The 15,242-nt window shown below is 41.6% G+C and carries 17 protein-coding genes, 1 pseudogene and 2 riboswitches; of the genes and pseudogenes, 14 read left to right on the top strand and 4 right to left on the bottom strand.

Annotation, left to right across the window (positions count from 1 at the left end):
• Positions 1-33 precede the first annotated feature (33 nt).
• Together ACH0BF_RS14420 and ACH0BF_RS14415 are read left to right on the top strand one after the other, a co-directional pair.
• Positions 34-243 (top strand): YqgQ family protein, encoded by a 210-nt coding sequence (locus ACH0BF_RS14420; protein WP_120032998.1) that lies wholly within the window; start codon positions 34-36, stop codon positions 241-243.
• Between the two features lie 245 nt (positions 244-488).
• Positions 489-2,354 carry an LTA synthase family protein gene (locus tag ACH0BF_RS14415; RefSeq protein ID WP_406909550.1) on the top strand — a complete coding sequence of 622 codons (1,866 nt, stop codon included), beginning with the start codon at positions 489-491 and terminating at the stop codon, positions 2,352-2,354.
• A 132-nt stretch (positions 2,355-2,486) separates the two neighbouring features.
• Here the strand turns inward: ACH0BF_RS14415 and ACH0BF_RS14410 are convergent, their stop codons facing one another.
• Positions 2,487-2,660 carry a DUF2759 domain-containing protein gene (locus ACH0BF_RS14410; RefSeq protein ID WP_120032992.1) on the bottom strand — a complete coding sequence of 58 codons (174 nt, stop codon included), beginning with the start codon at positions 2,658-2,660 and terminating at the stop codon, positions 2,487-2,489.
• Between the two features lie 189 nt (positions 2,661-2,849).
• Here ACH0BF_RS14410 and ACH0BF_RS14405 point away from each other — a divergent pair, with 189 nt between their 5' ends.
• Positions 2,850-3,482 (top strand): MBL fold metallo-hydrolase, encoded by a 633-nt coding sequence (locus ACH0BF_RS14405; protein WP_120032989.1) that lies wholly within the window; start codon positions 2,850-2,852, stop codon positions 3,480-3,482.
• 142 nt (positions 3,483-3,624) lie between these two features.
• Here ACH0BF_RS14405 and ACH0BF_RS14400 read toward each other — a convergent pair whose 3' ends face one another.
• Positions 3,625-3,867 (bottom strand): DUF2626 domain-containing protein, encoded by a 243-nt coding sequence (locus tag ACH0BF_RS14400; RefSeq protein WP_120032986.1) that lies wholly within the window; start codon positions 3,865-3,867, stop codon positions 3,625-3,627.
• Positions 3,868-4,130: 263 nt separating this feature from the next.
• Between ACH0BF_RS14400 and comGA the strand changes: the two are divergent.
• The 8 genes and pseudogenes from comGA (at position 4,131) to ACH0BF_RS14360 (ending at position 8,315) form a co-directional block, all read left to right on the top strand.
• Positions 4,131-5,226 (top strand): annotated as a pseudogene (gene comGA / locus ACH0BF_RS14395) (competence type IV pilus ATPase ComGA).
• A 10-nt stretch (positions 5,227-5,236) separates the two neighbouring features.
• Entirely contained in the window at positions 5,237-6,208 is a 972-nt protein-coding gene (comGB, locus tag ACH0BF_RS14390) for a competence type IV pilus assembly protein ComGB (RefSeq protein ID WP_406909576.1), read from the top strand.
• A gap of 17 nt (positions 6,209-6,225) precedes the next feature.
• On the top strand, positions 6,226-6,549 hold the full coding sequence (gene comGC / locus ACH0BF_RS14385) for a competence type IV pilus major pilin ComGC (RefSeq protein ID WP_406909549.1): 324 nt from the start codon (positions 6,226-6,228) through the stop codon (positions 6,547-6,549).
• On the top strand, positions 6,539-7,000 hold the full coding sequence (comGD, locus tag ACH0BF_RS14380; RefSeq protein WP_340853324.1) for a competence type IV pilus minor pilin ComGD: 462 nt from the start codon (positions 6,539-6,541) through the stop codon (positions 6,998-7,000). Before comGC ends, comGD begins: the two co-directional genes overlap by 11 nt.
• A complete protein-coding gene (locus ACH0BF_RS14375; protein WP_182916978.1) occupies positions 6,984-7,292 on the top strand; it encodes a type II secretion system protein in 309 nt (102 codons plus the stop codon). Before comGD ends, ACH0BF_RS14375 begins: the two co-directional genes overlap by 17 nt.
• Positions 7,213-7,707 carry a competence type IV pilus minor pilin ComGF gene (gene comGF / locus ACH0BF_RS14370; RefSeq protein WP_340853326.1) on the top strand — a complete coding sequence of 165 codons (495 nt, stop codon included), beginning with the start codon at positions 7,213-7,215 and terminating at the stop codon, positions 7,705-7,707. The genes ACH0BF_RS14375 and comGF overlap by 80 nt, the downstream gene beginning before the upstream one ends.
• Positions 7,704-8,084: a hypothetical protein gene (locus ACH0BF_RS14365; protein WP_340853329.1), complete on the top strand. Its 381-nt coding sequence runs from the start codon at positions 7,704-7,706 to the stop codon at positions 8,082-8,084. Before comGF ends, ACH0BF_RS14365 begins: the two co-directional genes overlap by 4 nt.
• Positions 8,085-8,144: 60 nt before the next feature.
• On the top strand, positions 8,145-8,315 hold the full coding sequence (locus tag ACH0BF_RS14360) for a YqzE family protein (RefSeq protein ID WP_340853330.1): 171 nt from the start codon (positions 8,145-8,147) through the stop codon (positions 8,313-8,315).
• A gap of 17 nt (positions 8,316-8,332) precedes the next feature.
• Here ACH0BF_RS14360 and ACH0BF_RS14355 read toward each other — a convergent pair whose 3' ends face one another.
• On the bottom strand, positions 8,333-9,106 hold the full coding sequence (locus ACH0BF_RS14355; RefSeq protein ID WP_340853332.1) for a YqhG family protein: 774 nt from the start codon (positions 9,104-9,106) through the stop codon (positions 8,333-8,335).
• A complete protein-coding gene (locus tag ACH0BF_RS14350) occupies positions 9,078-10,778 on the bottom strand; it encodes a DEAD/DEAH box helicase (protein ID WP_406909548.1) in 1,701 nt (566 codons plus the stop codon). Before ACH0BF_RS14350 ends, ACH0BF_RS14355 begins: the two co-directional genes overlap by 29 nt.
• A gap of 158 nt (positions 10,779-10,936) precedes the next feature.
• Positions 10,937-11,027: riboswitch (glycine riboswitch) on the top strand.
• 3 nt (positions 11,028-11,030) lie between these two features.
• Positions 11,031-11,110, top strand: a riboswitch (glycine riboswitch).
• Positions 11,111-11,198: 88 nt separating this feature from the next.
• Here ACH0BF_RS14350 and gcvT point away from each other — a divergent pair.
• From gcvT to gcvPB, 3 genes are read left to right on the top strand one after another with little or no spacing between them, the layout of a single operon-like run.
• On the top strand, positions 11,199-12,299 hold the full coding sequence (gene gcvT / locus ACH0BF_RS14345) for a glycine cleavage system aminomethyltransferase GcvT (protein WP_406909547.1): 1,101 nt from the start codon (positions 11,199-11,201) through the stop codon (positions 12,297-12,299).
• Between the two features lie 23 nt (positions 12,300-12,322).
• Positions 12,323-13,669 (top strand): aminomethyl-transferring glycine dehydrogenase subunit GcvPA, encoded by a 1,347-nt coding sequence (gene gcvPA / locus ACH0BF_RS14340; protein WP_406909546.1) that lies wholly within the window; start codon positions 12,323-12,325, stop codon positions 13,667-13,669.
• The gene (gene gcvPB / locus ACH0BF_RS14335; RefSeq protein WP_120032951.1) at positions 13,662-15,134 is read left to right on the top strand and encodes an aminomethyl-transferring glycine dehydrogenase subunit GcvPB; all 1,473 of its coding nucleotides are present in this window, start codon (positions 13,662-13,664) and stop codon (positions 15,132-15,134) included. The genes gcvPA and gcvPB overlap by 8 nt, the downstream gene beginning before the upstream one ends.
• Positions 15,135-15,242: the final 108 nt, after the last annotated feature.

The raw sequence follows: 15,242 nt of genomic DNA, 5'->3' as shown, positions 1-15,242 counted from the left end.
CAGGAAAACTTAGTAAGGGAGCCGTTGATCAAGTTGAAAATGATGTGGGATGTACAGCAGCTTTTGAAGCGGTACGGTATTTTCATTTATGTTGGTGACCGTCTGGCTGACTTGGATTTGATGGAAGCAGAACTGAGGGACTTGTATGATTCCCAATTGCTAGAAGTAAGAGATTTTCAGCAGGCGCTGCTCGTTATAAGACAGGAACGTAGACTTGAAAAGGAAAAGCGCAGCCGCCAATAATCCTCGACAGAGAGGGACCTTTTGAAAAGGTTCCTTTTTTTTGCAAAAATGAAACTTTTATCCTTCATTGGTCGTATGATAAAAGGCTAGAGGATGGGGTGTCAAACTATCATTCTACAAAATCTCTATTTTCTCACGTTTGCTTTTTTGTAAAAAAAGTATTAAGATTAGCTATGATGTTTTTATAGTGGACGGTCTTTATACAAAGCAGTAATCTGTACGGTGCGTATTAAGGAGGTTATTGGATGAAAGGAACCTTACGCAACAATGTATCTTTAATCGCTGTTGTCGTTTTGTTCTTATGGATTAAAACGTATATTATCTATCAAACGAGCTTTAAAATTGAAATTGAAAATACATTGCAAGCATTTATTCTCTTTATTAACCCATTGAGCTTTATTATGCTCATTATGGGGATCAGTATGTTTTTTAAAAGTGATAAAGCTAGAAACCGTTATTTAATCATCACGAGTTTCTTGTTGACTTTCTTGCTTTATGCGAACGTAGTTTTCTATCGTTTTTTCAACGATTTTATCACTATGCCTTTATTATTTCAAACAAGCAACTTTGCTGACTTGGGCAATAGTGTGACAGAAGAGTTTAAATGGTATGATATTTTCTATTTCGCCGATCTTATCGTGCTTATGGTGATCTTAAAAGTAAAACCTAAATTAGTAAGTTTTCGTTCCATGACAAAAATGAATCGTCGGGCCTATTTTTTAGCAGCGGCCGCGATGTTCTTTTTAAATCTGGGTCTTTCTGAAATTGAACGCCCGCAGCTTTTAACAAGAACATTTGACCGTGAAATGCTGGTGAAGAATATAGGGACATTTAACTACCACATTTACGACGTCATTTTACAATCGAAGTCCTCTGCACAGCGGGCACTTGCTGATGGCAGTGAATTGGCGGATATTGAAAACTATTCAGATGCCAATTATGCCAAACCAAATGATGATTTATTCGGCGTGGCTAAAGGCAAGAATTTAATTATGGTATCTGTCGAATCCACACAAGAATTTGTGATGAATAATAAAGTAAACGGCCAGGAAATTACACCGTTTATGAATCAATTTGCCAAACAAAGCTTATACTTTAATAACTTTTACCACCAAACAGGACAAGGGAAAACCTCAGATGCTGAATTTTTAACAGAAAACTCTCTTTACCCGCTAAGCCGTGGGGCCGTTTTCTTTACCCATTCAGGCAATGAGTTTAATTCCATGGCAGAGAAGTTAGGGGAGGATGGCTATTTCTCTAATGCAATGCATGCCAATAATAAAAGCTTTTGGAATCGGGATATTATGTATAAGTCTTTAGGATATCAGCGTTTTTATGAAGCTGGAGATTATGAGATCAATGAGGACAATAGCGTGAACTGGGGAATGAAGGATGGGCCGTTTTTTGAACAGTCCGTACAGCATATGAAGGAAATGCCGAAACCATTTTATTCAAAATTGCTTACGTTAACGAACCATCATCCGTTCTATTATGACGAGGAAGACCAGTTCATTGATGAATTTACTTCCAACAGCGGTACGCTAAACCGCTATTTTGTCACTGTACGTTATACGGATGAAGCATTGAAGAAATTTGTGGAGGATTTAAAGGCTTCCGGGCTTTATGAAAACTCCGTTATTGTTCTTTACGGTGACCACTATGGGATCTCTGAAAATCACAATGAAGCAATGAGCCAGTACTTAGGAAAAGAAGTTACGCCATTTGTTTCAACACAGCTGCAGAAAGTGCCATTCATGATTCACATTCCTGGTGTGAAAGGAAGAGTGATTGATAAGGTAGGCGGCCAAATTGATGTTCGTCCAACACTTCTGCACTTGCTTGGAATCGAAACAAAGGATGATTTGCAGTTTGGACAAGATTTATTGTCTGAGGACCATGAAAATCTCGCTGTGTTCCGTGATGGCCGGTTTGTAACGAAAGATTATGTCTACGCAGACAATAAATGTTGGGATAAAGCAACGGAACAGCCAACTGACAAAAACTACTGCACGCCATATATAGAAAAAGCGGCAACCGAATTGAATTATTCTGACCGAATCATTTATGGTGATCTGCTTCGTTTCTATGACCCGAATTCAGCTAAAAAGTAAGATAAATTAAAAAACCCTGCCGACAACCGCCAGGGTTTTTTTATCTGGGATGACTATCAAGGAAAGGGATTAAAGGAAATAAAAAATCCTCTGCTGTAAAAAAACAGGAGAGGATTTCGTCTAAAGAGTGAATTAAGCAGCAGGATACCCTTGATGGATAAGTGTCATGATTGTAAACCATCCGAATACTCCTAGAGTGCCGAGTCCAAAAATAATGCCTAAAAGGTTTTTGTTTTTTAAAGCGTTTACTGTGCTGAACAAGGCAAGAAGAGTTATGAGAGTAAAGATAATCACTAAGCCGTACATAAGTCAAACTCCTTTCCTGGATCACTTGATAATGATCGACTAAAGATAATTATGTAAAATCAGTACATATTCATCACTATTCTATAGTTTTTTTTAATGTTTGTCGAGTTGAAAAATCATAGTTCTTTAAAAAGACACGATTCGCTGGTACGATAAGGATAGTCATAAGGAAAGGCGGGAGAAAGTAGCATGAACTGGACACAATTGCCGTTAGGCGCACTGCAAACTAATTGTTATATATTATCTAATGAAGAGAGGGAGTGTATTGTATTTGATCCCGGAGCAGAGGGAGAGAAGTTGGTTGAATGGTTAAATCAAAATCATTTAAAGCCCCTTGCTATTTTGCTTACACATGCCCATTTTGATCATATTGGGGCAGTTGAGCAGGTGAGGAAGGCGTTTGATATTCCTGTTTATTTACATAAAGAAGAAGCAGAATGGCTAACTAATCCGGATTTAAACGGTTCTGCCCGTTTTCAATTGGGGAAAGTTAGCGGTCAGCCAGCTGATCATCTTCTAACAGATGAGAAGTCATTAACAGTAGGCCCGTTTTCTTTTCAGCTGTTTCACACACCTGGCCACTCGCCGGGGAGTGTCTCTTATTTTTTTGATGAAGGAAACGCTGTATTCGCCGGGGATACGTTATTCATGGGAAGCATTGGACGGACGGATTTACCGGGCGGGAACCACGAGCAGCTAATTCACAGTATTCATAATCATTTATTGACATTGCCAGAAGAAGTGATTGTACTGCCTGGCCACGGACCAGCAACGATGATTGGTGATGAAATGGAGCGCAATCCGTTTTTAAACGGCTTCTAAAAAAAGTGAAGGCTGTCTTACGCCGGCCGGACCTTCTTCTCTTGAATGGAGAAACAGGTTTGTGCCCTAGTTTGGACAGCCTTTTTGATATTGGGCAAAATAAAAAAACCGGTCATTATAGACCGGCTGACAGAACCATGAATTAATGGCCTGCTCCAGGAGTTACCATAAAGGTAGTCCAGTAAGTGTATCCACAGAAGAATACAGTTAAGTATGCTGCAAAAAGGTACACGTACATACGTTCAGTTAAATTTAAATAGCCTACAATTAAGAAGAATCCGGTCTGGCCAAGGAATAGTAAAGCCGTTTTATGCATATCGCCAAGATAGAACATGACAGCAAAGATTCCAGTCCAGAATGCTAATACGCGAAACATGCGGTCCATTATGTATCCCTCCTTTATTCGTCACTCCATCAATATCTTATTATAATGGAATGAAGATAGTATTGTAAACATACTTTCAGTCACTTTGTGAAGATTGCGTGATATCTCTATCTTATGGTGCCGTTTATTTTGTATTTTACTCTAACCCCGTCACTCGCCAGTAATAAATAGCTTTCAGTAAAATTAAAAAAGCAGGAGGGGTTTTTCGAATGTTGTCGAATATGGTTAATGAACGAGAATGAAAGGTGGTGAAATAAAAAGAAATGGTTATTGAAGAAGCTGTCGAAAATCTTTTGCAGGAGGCCCTTGCTCTCCGTTCGACGGATATCCACTTTATCCCCCGTAAGCACGGTTACTTCGTCCAAATCCGCTCCCAAGGCGAGCTTATTCCTCATAGTCAGTTCTCCATACGTGAAGGGGAAAGACTGATTTCCCATTTTAAGTTTATGGCCTCGATGGACATCGGAGAAAAAAGAAAGCCGCAAAGAGACCAAAAAGCTTGAAATTTCAAGCTTTTTGGTCTCTTTGCGCATCTCTACTTTACCCACTGCCCTTTCAAAAGAAAGCCTCGTCATTCGCCTTCTTCCTCAACAGGAGGTACCCGACCTGCTTCAACTTTCTCTGTTTCCAAATTCTTCTAGAAAACTGCTTGCTCTTTTAGCGCATTCTCATGGATTAATTATTTTTACCGGCCCGACCGGCAGCGGTAAAACGACTACCCTTTACTCTTTGATCCAGCACAGTGCTAGCGAGCATGGCCGCAACGTCATTACTCTTGAAGACCCTGTGGAAAAACAAAATGATCAGTGGTTGCAAGTGCAAGTGAATGAAAAAGCAGGAGTAACTTACTCAACGGGATTAAAAGCTATTTTAAGACATGATCCTGACGTGATTATGGTAGGAGAAATTCGTGATGAAGAAACGGCCAGAATTGCTATCCGTGCTTCACTTACAGGCCATCTCGTTTTGACTACCTTGCATACGCGCGATGCAAAAGGAGCAGTGTTCCGACTGCTTGAATTTGGTTTAAAATGGCATGAAATTCAGCAAACGCTGATCGGTGTAACAGCCCAGCGTCTTGTTAATCTTCTGTGCCCAGCATGCGGAACCAACTGCTCTCTGCACTGTGTTTCGGAAAAACAACGAAAACAGGCTACTGTGTATGAAATATTGAGCGGATCGGATCTGCAGGCTGTATTAAATGAAGCAAAAGGAGAGCCGAGCTTTTACCACTATCCATTATTAAAACACTTATTAAGAAAGGGGATCGCTCTTGGATATCTCTCTCAAACTGAATATGATCGCTGGGTATTGGAGGAAAAGAAAAGCGGGGAAGTATCAAGGGGAATTCATTCTTAGATTGGGAGAGATGTTGAACCAAGGGTTTACGATGAGTCAGGCCCTTGAATTTTTGTTGATGAATTTTGACCGCAATCATCACAAATCAATTCAGAAAATCCGTTCTGAGTTAAATGACGGGACATCTTTAAATGAGATTCTTCACATGCTTAACTTTCCATCAATGATTTGTCTGCAAGTGTACTTTGCCGAAAAACACGGTCGTTTGCCGGAAACGCTAATATATGCGGGGGAGCACTGGAAAAAGACCGAAGAGGCAAAGGAAAAGCTAGCGAAGCTTCTTCAGTACCCGATATTCTTGTTGTTTCTTTTATTTATGCTGTTGCTTCTTTTAAATCAATTTTTAATGCCGCGATTTGAAGAGCTGTACGCTGCTCTCAGCTTTGCCCCGAGCGGAAGTACCCTCTTGCTTATTGCTTTTTTGCAACAGGGCCCCTCCTTCATTCTACTAGCTGCTGCTGGTTTGGCAGTTGCTTCTCTATCTTTCTTTTTTCATTATCAAAGACAAACTCCTCGAAGTAAAATTAATTGGATGGTGAATATCCCAGTTGCCTCTACTTATTTCACTTTATTTCTTACCCGTTTATTCGCTAAAGAAGTTTCTTATTTGCTACAAAGCGGCTTTGCTGTTAATGAAGTGCTGCTGATTTTACAAGAGCAGACCATGCATCCGATACTAAGACAGGTTGCTTTAGAAATGAATCTTCATTTAGTGACTGGACAGTCCCTTGCTGAGTCAGCGGAGCAAGTCTCAGGTTTTGTTCCCGAACTGCCCCGTATTCTCCGACATGGGGAAACGAATGGGCGGTTAGCTCAAGAGTTGCTCTTATTTAGCCAGTTTTGCGATGTGCTCATCGAGAAAAAGATAAAAAGAGGACTAGCCGTTTTGCAGCCAGCTATCTTTTTGTTTGTCGGCCTCGTAGTTGTCGCCATTTACTTGTCAGTGATGCTGCCTATGTTTCAAATGATGGGTTCTATTTAAAGAGGGAGGATGAGCCGGTGAAAATAAATCGCCTAGTAAAAAATGAATCAGGGTTTACGTTAATTGAAATGATGATTGTTTTATTAGTCATTTCAGTATTGTTATTTATCGCTATTCCAAATGTAGCAAAACAGAGCCGCAATATTAATAGCAAAGGATGTACAGCATTTAAACATATGGTGCAAGGACAGGTGCAGGCTTACCGGATTGATTTAAAGAAATTTCCATCATCCGTCGGGGATATGGTAGAGAGCGGTTATTTAAGAAGCGATGAAACAGCTTGTCCAAATGGAGACCAATTAAAGATTGGAGCCGATGGAGAGGTATCAATTGTTAAATAAAATAGAACGGTGCGCAAGATCAGATGAGGGCTTTACCCTTGTTGAAACGATGGTCATTCTTACAGTTATAGTCGTTTTACTATCGGTAGCTGTGCTTCCTTTTCCAAGGGTAGCTGCTGACTTTGAAAAACAACAATTTCTCAATCAACTGCAGGCAGACCTGTTTCTCGCTCAGTCGTATGCTATTGCCAAGCAAGAGGTAGTGGAAGTGAGGTTTATTTATACGGAAAATCGCTATACCATTCGGCCGCTGACTGCTCCTACGAACTTGCTTGTTCAAAGGAGCATGCCTGATACTATTCGATATGTGGATGGATCGTTAGCCAAATTATCTTTTTTGCCGAATGGAAATACGAGCAGCTTCGGCACCGTTCATTTTGAATACCTTGATCGTCACATTTCGTTGATTTTTCAAATTGGCAAGGGGAGATTTTATGTTAAAGAACAATGAAGGGGGCTTTACACTTGCAGAAAGCCTACTATCTTTAATGGTCATAGCCATGCTAGCCGCTTTTATACTGCCATTGATGGGGCAAATGACAGGACAATCCAAAGCCCTTTGGGAGAGGCAAAAGGGGATGAGGCTTTTATATGAAGAGGGGGCAAAGCAAATGATTGAAGGAGAAGACTTTCACGTGGTCTATGAGAGAGAGGGAGAGAAATATGATATTTCCTGGGAAACGAGCATTGGATCAGCTTGTTTTGAAGTATCGGGAGAAGTCTACTGTATTAAGAAACAATAGGGGGTTTACAATCGTAGAGTCTTTGTTCGTTTTACTCATCTTTATCAGTATTGCTGCTCTCTTCCCACTTATATACGGAGCAGTATATCAGACAGAAGAACAGCTTAAGCCGGAAAGAAGGGCAGAGTGGGAGCTGTTTGTACTGCAGCTTAGAAAGGAAATAAATGTTTCCCATTCTCTTCAAATAAGCGCGCAAAAACTGACATTTATTCAAGGAACAGATGTTATTTCAATTGAAAAATATAATGATGGCGTAAGAAGAAGAGTGGGTGGCAGAGGGCATGAGATGATTCTTCAGCAAGCTTCATCCATACAATTTTATCCATGTGGTTCACTGTTGTGCGCGGAGGCAGGCTTTAAAAATGGTGAGAAAGAAAAGGCACAATTTCATATATTTACAGGAGAGGCTATATGAAAGGTGTAATCACCAATGAAAAGGGAGTCATTCTTCCTTATACACTTCTACTTTTCACTATTGTTTGCACAGCTGCCATTTTCGGAACGGGTATTTTTGTGAGCAAGCAGAAGACAGCTTTGTTTTTGACAGATTATTATGAAACAAAAGTGATAGAATCAATGACCCTTCAGGAAATTCTTCCCTTGTTGGAACAAGGAACCTCCCTGTCCGGCGAGTATCGTACAAATCGCGGAAAAGTCGTTTATGCCGCTCAGCCCAACGAGGGAGAAGAACTAGTAGTGGTTCATTTAAAGACCAATAAACCGGATTCCCGCTTTTCAACAAAAGTTATTTACAGCATGACCGAGAGACGGATTATCCAATGGGTTGAATAAACAGCGTTTAAAATAAGGAAAAACTGGAAAAAATGACACCGACTACAGGAGGCGGTGTATATGAGCGACTATGTAAGATATTTTGTAGAAACGTTTCTCGGTTATTTTAGTGAACCGAAAAAAGTAAGGAAAGAAAAGCGACGCCAAAAGCGGGCTGGCCGTGCCAACTTTTCTTTTAGATGGTTCGGCCTGCTTCCATTAGCGCTGCGCCAGCTCTTTCATAAAAAGTGATGGCCAGCGCTTTTTATCTATGAGTGCAAATAGATTACACCGCCATTAATAATATCTACATGAATCTTCGGAGAATACTGTTTTTCCAATGCGGCCTTTTCAATAAAATAAGCTTCGGGCTTCTCCTCATCTTCATAAAAATAATCAAGTAAGACCAAATCCTCTTCCCATTCTTTCTTAGCTTTTACTGCCCAATCATGAGTTTCTTTTTCAAGTCGGGATGTCAAAAAACGTTGAAGCCTTTTGACGCCGCTTTTCGGCTTGATTAAAGGAGTGATGGTAAAAGAAAAGTCAGGGATTTTTGATACTAATAGCTTCCGATTGAGTACATTCATAAATTCTTCTTGAATTGCTCCATTAATTAAATTGAGGCCCAGTGAATGAAAGATATCTTTTTTGTGATTTGCTTCATAGGAGACCTTTATATTAACTAAGAGCCAGGGCTGAAGCGGCTGCTGGCTGCCAGACTCTCTCTGTTCGTAAAGTCGGATGAAACTTGTATGTTTCTTTGCTGATTCAAAAATTTGCTGTAAGCGCGGTGTACCGAAATGCACGCTCTCTCCTTCAATATTCGGAGGCGCTTTTGCCTGATCGGTAATCAGTGTTAACGAAAGTGGTTCTGCCTTCATTCCAGTTTTTTCGGCATAATGCCAGTAAAAGGGCCGGTTCATTAGTTCCTTATCAATCTCAGGAGTCAGCTTTACACAGAGGGCTCCTTCTGTTTCTTGTAAAAATGTGCATTCAGCTGCTCTAAAATAATTTTCAAGAAATAGATGAATTTCGTTTTTCACTAAATGATTCCTCCTCTTCATGCCACTCGTTAGCCAGATCAATGACAGCTTCAAGGTTTTTCATCTTGACGCGCAGCTCTCCTTCCGTTCTTGAGTTTTGAAAAATATCAGCCAAGTGTTCCTGCATATTGGGAATGTCCATTTTCTCTAAAATATCATCTAATTGTCCGACAGCTTGTTCAAATAAATGGATTTTTTCATAAAGAAGCTGCAGAATTCTGTCTTCAATCGTATCTTCAGTGCTGAAATTGTAAATGCGTACATCTTTCGTTTGCCCGAAACGATGAACACGGCCAATTCTTTGTTCAAGGCGCATCGGATTCCAGGGAAGGTCAAAGTTAATGACATGGTGACAAAACTGCAGGTTTAATCCTTCTCCGCCAGCTTCTGTAGCAATTAAGACTTGTGCCTGCTTTTCAAAAAGTTGTTTCATCCAATCTTTTTTCCCGCGCTTAAAGCCACCACGAAAAGGAACGGACGAAATGCCGTTTTGTTTAAAGAACCATTGCAAATATAATTGAGTGGCTCGATATTCAGTAAAGATAATGACTTTATCATTAATAGATTGAACGAGTTCAAGCGCTTTTTCCGCTTTTGAGTTTCGTGTTACATTTTGTATGTGGGACAAAACGTTTTGGAAACTCTCCGGAAAATCAAGATTATCTCCGTACAGCTTTCTAGCCATGTTCTTCAAGGTAAAAAAGACTGCCTCTTTGCTGCTGCAAGCTTCCCGTTGCAAAGTAAGCAAAGAAAAGGAAGATCGTACATCGTCAGGCTGGCTGCGAACGAAATACTCAAGAGCCTGATAGAGGGAACGTTCTTCTTCTGTGAACGTTACTTTTACTGATTCTACTTTTCTCGCTGTCCATTCCACCCCTGTATCCTGCCGGCGGTTACGAATCATCACTTTATTCATTAGCTTGATTAAATGATGATGATTTTGTACCTGGCGGTCGCCCTTTTTAAACCGCTCTGTAAATTGTCCTTCGCTACCAAGATGGCCGGGCTTTAATAATGAAACAAGATGAAACATTTCATCAAGACGGTTTTGAATAGGTGTTGCCGTTAAAAGCAGGCAAAACTTCTTTTTTAAATGACGGACAAACTGATAGTTTTTGGTTTTATGGTTTTTTAATTTATGAGCCTCATCGATAATGACTAAATCATAGTCTTGTTCATAGATCTTTTCTTTGTGAGGGCTTCGCTTCGCCGTGTCGATAGACGAGATGACGATGTCATGCTGATCCCACGCATAAAATTTTTTCTGAGCGATAGCAGGAATATAAAACTTACTATTTAATTCATTGGCCCATTGGGAGACAAGAGAAGCTGGAGCTAAAATTAACACTTTTTTCACGAGGCCACGGATCAAGTATTCTTTTAATACCAATCCGGCTTCAATCGTTTTTCCCAGCCCTACTTCGTCCGCTAAAATCGCTTTTCCATTCATTTCTTCCACTACTCTTCTAGCTGCTTCAAGCTGATGGGGCAAGGCCGTAAGCTCTGGTAAAAAGCTAGGGGCTAACAATCCTTCAAAATTCGGCACCATCATTCGTGTTTCCATGTTTACAGTTGATTGAAAGAGCGGCCAATTGCCCCACGGCCCGTCTTGTTCTATTCTTTTCTCTAATTCTTCTTCCCAGGCGTGATTAAAATAGATTTCCACATTCATTTGAAAAACTCCTTTATAAAATATGTTGCCGAAACCTTACCTTTAATGGTAGGATGTAATTGAACAAAATATTATGTCATTTTACAAAAAAGCGAACATTCTTGATTCGTATGAATCAGATGTTCATAGTATGCCCATTTATTAATTAAATATAGCGAATGAAGGCGAGGGGAGAGACTGTTCATACAGCGCCGAAGGAGCAAACAAGCTTTTTGTGAATCTCTCAGGCAAAAGAACTCTTGCTGGACGCGACTCTGGAGAGCGTTTCGTAACGAAACCACCAAAGAAGACAGCCTGTTCATCAGGTTAAACTTTCAGGTTCAAGGACAGAGAACAACTTTTATAAGCTGTTCTCTGTCTTTTTTTATGCAAAAATAATGGGCTGAACCGTGAGAATGACAATGAGAGAGGGGTAGGGAAATGGGAGAGTTAAAGCGCACGCCATTGTTTGAATGGTATAAGCAGTCTGGAGCAAAAACAATTGACTTTGGAGGATGGGAGCTGCCTGTTCAGTTCTCAAGCATTAAGGAAGAACATGAAGCTGTCCGGACAAAAGCAGGACTTTTTGACGTTTCCCACATGGGCGAGGTTACTGTAAAAGGAGAAGGCGCATTGGCTTTCCTCCAAAAGATGATGACGAATGATTTGTCAAAGCTGCAGCCGAACCAAGCGATGTATACAATTATGTGCAATGAAAAAGGCGGAGCTGTTGATGATTTGCTTGTTTACATGCTTGCTGAAGAAAATTACCTGCTTGTTGTCAATGCTGCTAACACAGATAAGGATTTTGCCTGGCTAAAGAAGCATCAGGTAGGAGACGTGCAAATCGAAAATGTATCAAAAGACTGGGCACAGCTTGCCATCCAAGGGCCAGCCGCAGAAGGAATCTTGCAAAAGCTTGTACCTGACTTGGATTTGGGCGAAATCAGGCCTTTTAAATTCCGTCAAGAAGTCAGAATCAATGGGGTGCCTGCTCTGGTGTCACGCACTGGTTACACGGGAGAAGACGGCTTTGAAATTTACAGTCGCAGTGAGGAGGCCCCTAAGCTGTGGCAGGATCTTCTAGAAGCAGGTGAAGAAGATGGGCTTCTTCCATGTGGTCTTGGTGCCCGTGATACTTTGCGGTTTGAAGCAAATCTAGCGCTGTACGGTCAAGAACTGGCAGAAGACATTTCTCCAATTGAAGCGGGCTTAGGCTTTGCTGTGAAAACAAATAAAGATGATTTTATCGGGCTGGAAGTTCTAAAGGAGCAGAAAGAAAATGATCCGGAGCGAAAACTGATTGGTCTTGAAATGATTGACCGGGGGATTCCGCGCCATGGATATGCTGTTTTTTCAGGCGAAGAACAAGTTGGTCATGTGACAACCGGTACTCAGTCGCCGACTTTAAAGAAAAATATCGGGCTCGCTTTAGTAAAAGCAGAATGTGCTGTACCTGGTGAAGAACTGCTGGTGGAAGTCCGCGGTAAGAAGCTGGCAGCTAAAACTGTAAAACCGCCATTCTATAAACGTTCAAAATAAAAGAAGAGGGAAGGGAAAACATTATGAAGCATCGTTACTTGCCGATGACAGAAACGGACAAAAAGGAAATGCTTGCAGCAGTGGGTGTCCAAACAATAGACGAATTGTTTGCGGATATTCCTGAAAAAGTACGCTTTCAAGGATTATATGATATTAAGAAAGCGAAAGCGGAACCAGCACTCAAAAAAGAATTAAGCTCACTGGCAGCAAAGAATATAAATGCCAAGCAATATGCTTCCTTTTTAGGAGCGGGCGTATATGATCATTATACCCCTTCTATCGTGGATCATGTAATTTCCCGTTCGGAGTTTTACACAGCGTATACACCGTACCAGCCGGAAATCTCCCAAGGAGAGCTGCAGGCGATCTTTGAGTTCCAAACAATGATTTGTGAATTGACAGGTATGGATGTGGCCAACTCTTCTATGTATGACGGAGGTACAGCGTTGGCGGAAGCGGCTATGCTAAGTGCGGGCCGGACGAAAAGAAAGAAAGTGCTCGTGTCAGAAACCGTTCATCCAGAGTCGCGCGATGTGTTAAAAACATATGCTAAAGGCCAAAACATTGAGGTAGTCGTTATCCCTCATAAAAATGGCGTAACAGATATTGAGCAATTAAATACATTGGTGGATAACGATACAGCAGCTGTTATTGTTCAATATCCTAACTTCTTTGGAGCTATTGAATCACTTTCTGAAGTGGAAAAAGCAGCTCATAGCGCAAAAGCAATGTTTGTCGTTTCTTCTAACCCGCTTGCTCTCGGTGCGTTGACGCCTCCTGGAAAGCTTGGAGCGGACATAGTGGTCGGCGATGCGCAGCCATTCGGCATTCCAGCTCAATTTGGCGGGCCGCACTGCGGATATTTTGCGGTGACGAAAAAGCTGATGCGTAAAGTTCCGGGTCGCCTCGTTGGCCAGACGCATGATGACCAAGGACAACGCGGCTTTGTATTGACGCTTCAAGCACGCGAGCAGCATATTCGCCGTGACAAAGCGACTTCCAATATTTGTTCCAATCAGGCGCTTAATGCTCTTGCGGCCAGTGTAGCAATGACAGCTTTAGGCAAAAAAGGGGTACGAGAAATAGCGGTACAAAACTTGCAAAAAGCATTTTTCGCGAGAGAAACATTAAAGCAGCACGGCGTAGACATTGTATTTGACGGGCCTGTATTTAATGAGTTTGTGGTCCGCCTGAATAAGCCAGTAAAAGAAGTAAATCAAAAGCTGCTCGAAAAAGGCATTATCGGCGGCTATGATCTTGGCCTTACTTATGAGGGACTGGAGAACTGCATGCTTGTTGCTGTGACAGAAATGCGGACAAAAGAAGAAATTGAACTCTTTGCAAAAGAATTGGGGGATAGCCATGAATAAGAAGGACCAGGAGCTTATTTTTGAATTGTCTCAGCCGGGGCGGATTGGCTATAGTCTGCCTGAGTTGGATGTACCAGAAAAAGATTTATCTACCCTTTTGCCGGCAGGATACTTGCGGGAAGAAGAGCCGGAACTTCCAGAGGTTTCTGAACTGGATATTATGCGTCATTACACAGCACTTTCAAATAGAAATCATGGAGTGGACTCCGGATTTTATCCGCTCGGTTCTTGCACGATGAAATACAATCCAAAAATCAATGAAGACGTTGCTCGTTTGGATGGCTTTGCCCACATTCATCCGCTTCAGCAAGAAGAGACGGTGCAGGGGGCGATGGAGCTGCTGTATGATCTTCAAGAACACTTAAAAGAAATTACGGGCATGGATGAAGTGACACTTCAACCAGCAGCTGGAGCTCAGGGTGAGTGGACGGGATTAATGATGATCCGTGCTTTCCATGAAGAAAATGGAGAGTTTAACCGTACGAAGGTCATTGTGCCTGATTCTGCTCATGGCACAAACCCGGCTTCTGCAACAGTTGCCGGGTTTGAAACAGTGACGGTAAAATCAGGAGAAGACGGTTTGGTTGACTTAGAGGATTTAAGACGGGTAGCTGATGAAACAACAGCCGCGCTCATGCTGACAAATCCGAATACGCTCGGCTTGTTTGAAGAGAATATTTTGGAAATTGCAGAGATTATTCATGGCGTCGGCGGCAAGGTGTATTATGATGGTGCTAACTTAAATGCGGTGATGTCAAAAGCTCGGCCTGGGGACATGGGATTTGATGTCGTTCACTTAAATCTTCATAAAACATTTACCGGTCCTCATGGCGGTGGCGGTCCGGGTTCCGGTCCTGTCGGTGTCAAGAAGGACTTAATTCCTTATTTGCCGAAGCCAGTGCTGGTTAAAGAAGAAGGAGTCTATCGTTTTGACTATAATCGTCCGCAGTCTATTGGCCGCGTGAAGCCTTTTTACGGCAACTTCGGAATCAACGTTCGTGCTTACACGTATATCCGCTCAATGGGGCCAGACGGCTTAAAAGCAGTAACAGAATATGCCGTGTTAAATGCCAACTATATGATGCGCAGGCTTGCTCCTTACTTTGATCTACCATTTGATCGTCATTGCAAGCATGAGTTTGTATTGAGTGGCAAGCGCCAGAAAAAACTCGGTGTGCGCACGCTTGATATCGCTAAGCGTCTGCTTGATTTTGGCTTCCATCCGCCAACAATCTACTTCCCGTTAAATGTGGAAGAATGTATGATGATTGAACCGACAGAAACAGAGTCAAAAGAAACACTTGATGCGTTTATTGACGTCATGATCCAAATTGCGAAGGAAGTTGAAGACAACCCGGAAATCGTTCAGGAAGCACCGCATACAACGGTAATTGGCAGGCTTGATGAAACGGCCGCCGCTCGTAAGCCGGTTCTTCGCTACGAAAGAGAGCTGCAGAACGTTTAATTTAATAGAAAAAACTGCCTCTTTGAGGCAGTTTCAGACTGTAGACAAACTCAATGAAATTCTAGAGTTTGTCTACAGTCCTTTTTATTTTGCTTGTGAATGGGGGCT

Source organism: Pseudobacillus sp. 179-B 2D1 NHS, from assembly GCF_045370945.1.
Lineage (GTDB): Bacteria > Bacillota > Bacilli > Bacillales > Domibacillaceae > Pseudobacillus.
The sequence above is the reverse complement of the archived record's forward strand: the minus strand, read 5'-3'. Positions and strand labels throughout refer to the sequence as shown.

What these genes read in the sequence shown, in the direction of transcription:
- ACH0BF_RS14415 (WP_406909550.1), top strand. Translation starts at nt 489, where the DNA reads ATGAAAGGAACCTTACGCAACAATGTATCTTTAATCGCTGTTGTCGTT.
- ACH0BF_RS14410 (WP_120032992.1), bottom strand. Translation starts at nt 2,660, where the DNA reads ATGTACGGCTTAGTGATTATCTTTACTCTCATAACTCTTCTTGCCTTG.
- ACH0BF_RS14405 (WP_120032989.1), top strand. Translation starts at nt 2,850, where the DNA reads ATGAACTGGACACAATTGCCGTTAGGCGCACTGCAAACTAATTGTTAT.
- ACH0BF_RS14400 (WP_120032986.1), bottom strand. Translation starts at nt 3,867, where the DNA reads ATGGACCGCATGTTTCGCGTATTAGCATTCTGGACTGGAATCTTTGCT.
- comGB (WP_406909576.1), top strand. Translation starts at nt 5,237, where the DNA reads ATGTTGAACCAAGGGTTTACGATGAGTCAGGCCCTTGAATTTTTGTTG.
- ACH0BF_RS14375 (WP_182916978.1), top strand. Translation starts at nt 6,984, where the DNA reads ATGTTAAAGAACAATGAAGGGGGCTTTACACTTGCAGAAAGCCTACTA.
- comGF (WP_340853326.1), top strand. Translation starts at nt 7,213, where the DNA reads ATGATATTTCCTGGGAAACGAGCATTGGATCAGCTTGTTTTGAAGTAT.
- ACH0BF_RS14365 (WP_340853329.1), top strand. Translation starts at nt 7,704, where the DNA reads ATGAAAGGTGTAATCACCAATGAAAAGGGAGTCATTCTTCCTTATACA.
- ACH0BF_RS14360 (WP_340853330.1), top strand. Translation starts at nt 8,145, where the DNA reads ATGAGCGACTATGTAAGATATTTTGTAGAAACGTTTCTCGGTTATTTT.
- ACH0BF_RS14350 (WP_406909548.1), bottom strand. Translation starts at nt 10,778, where the DNA reads ATGAATGTGGAAATCTATTTTAATCACGCCTGGGAAGAAGAATTAGAG.
- gcvT (WP_406909547.1), top strand. Translation starts at nt 11,199, where the DNA reads ATGGGAGAGTTAAAGCGCACGCCATTGTTTGAATGGTATAAGCAGTCT.
- gcvPA (WP_406909546.1), top strand. Translation starts at nt 12,323, where the DNA reads ATGAAGCATCGTTACTTGCCGATGACAGAAACGGACAAAAAGGAAATG.
- gcvPB (WP_120032951.1), top strand. Translation starts at nt 13,662, where the DNA reads ATGAATAAGAAGGACCAGGAGCTTATTTTTGAATTGTCTCAGCCGGGG.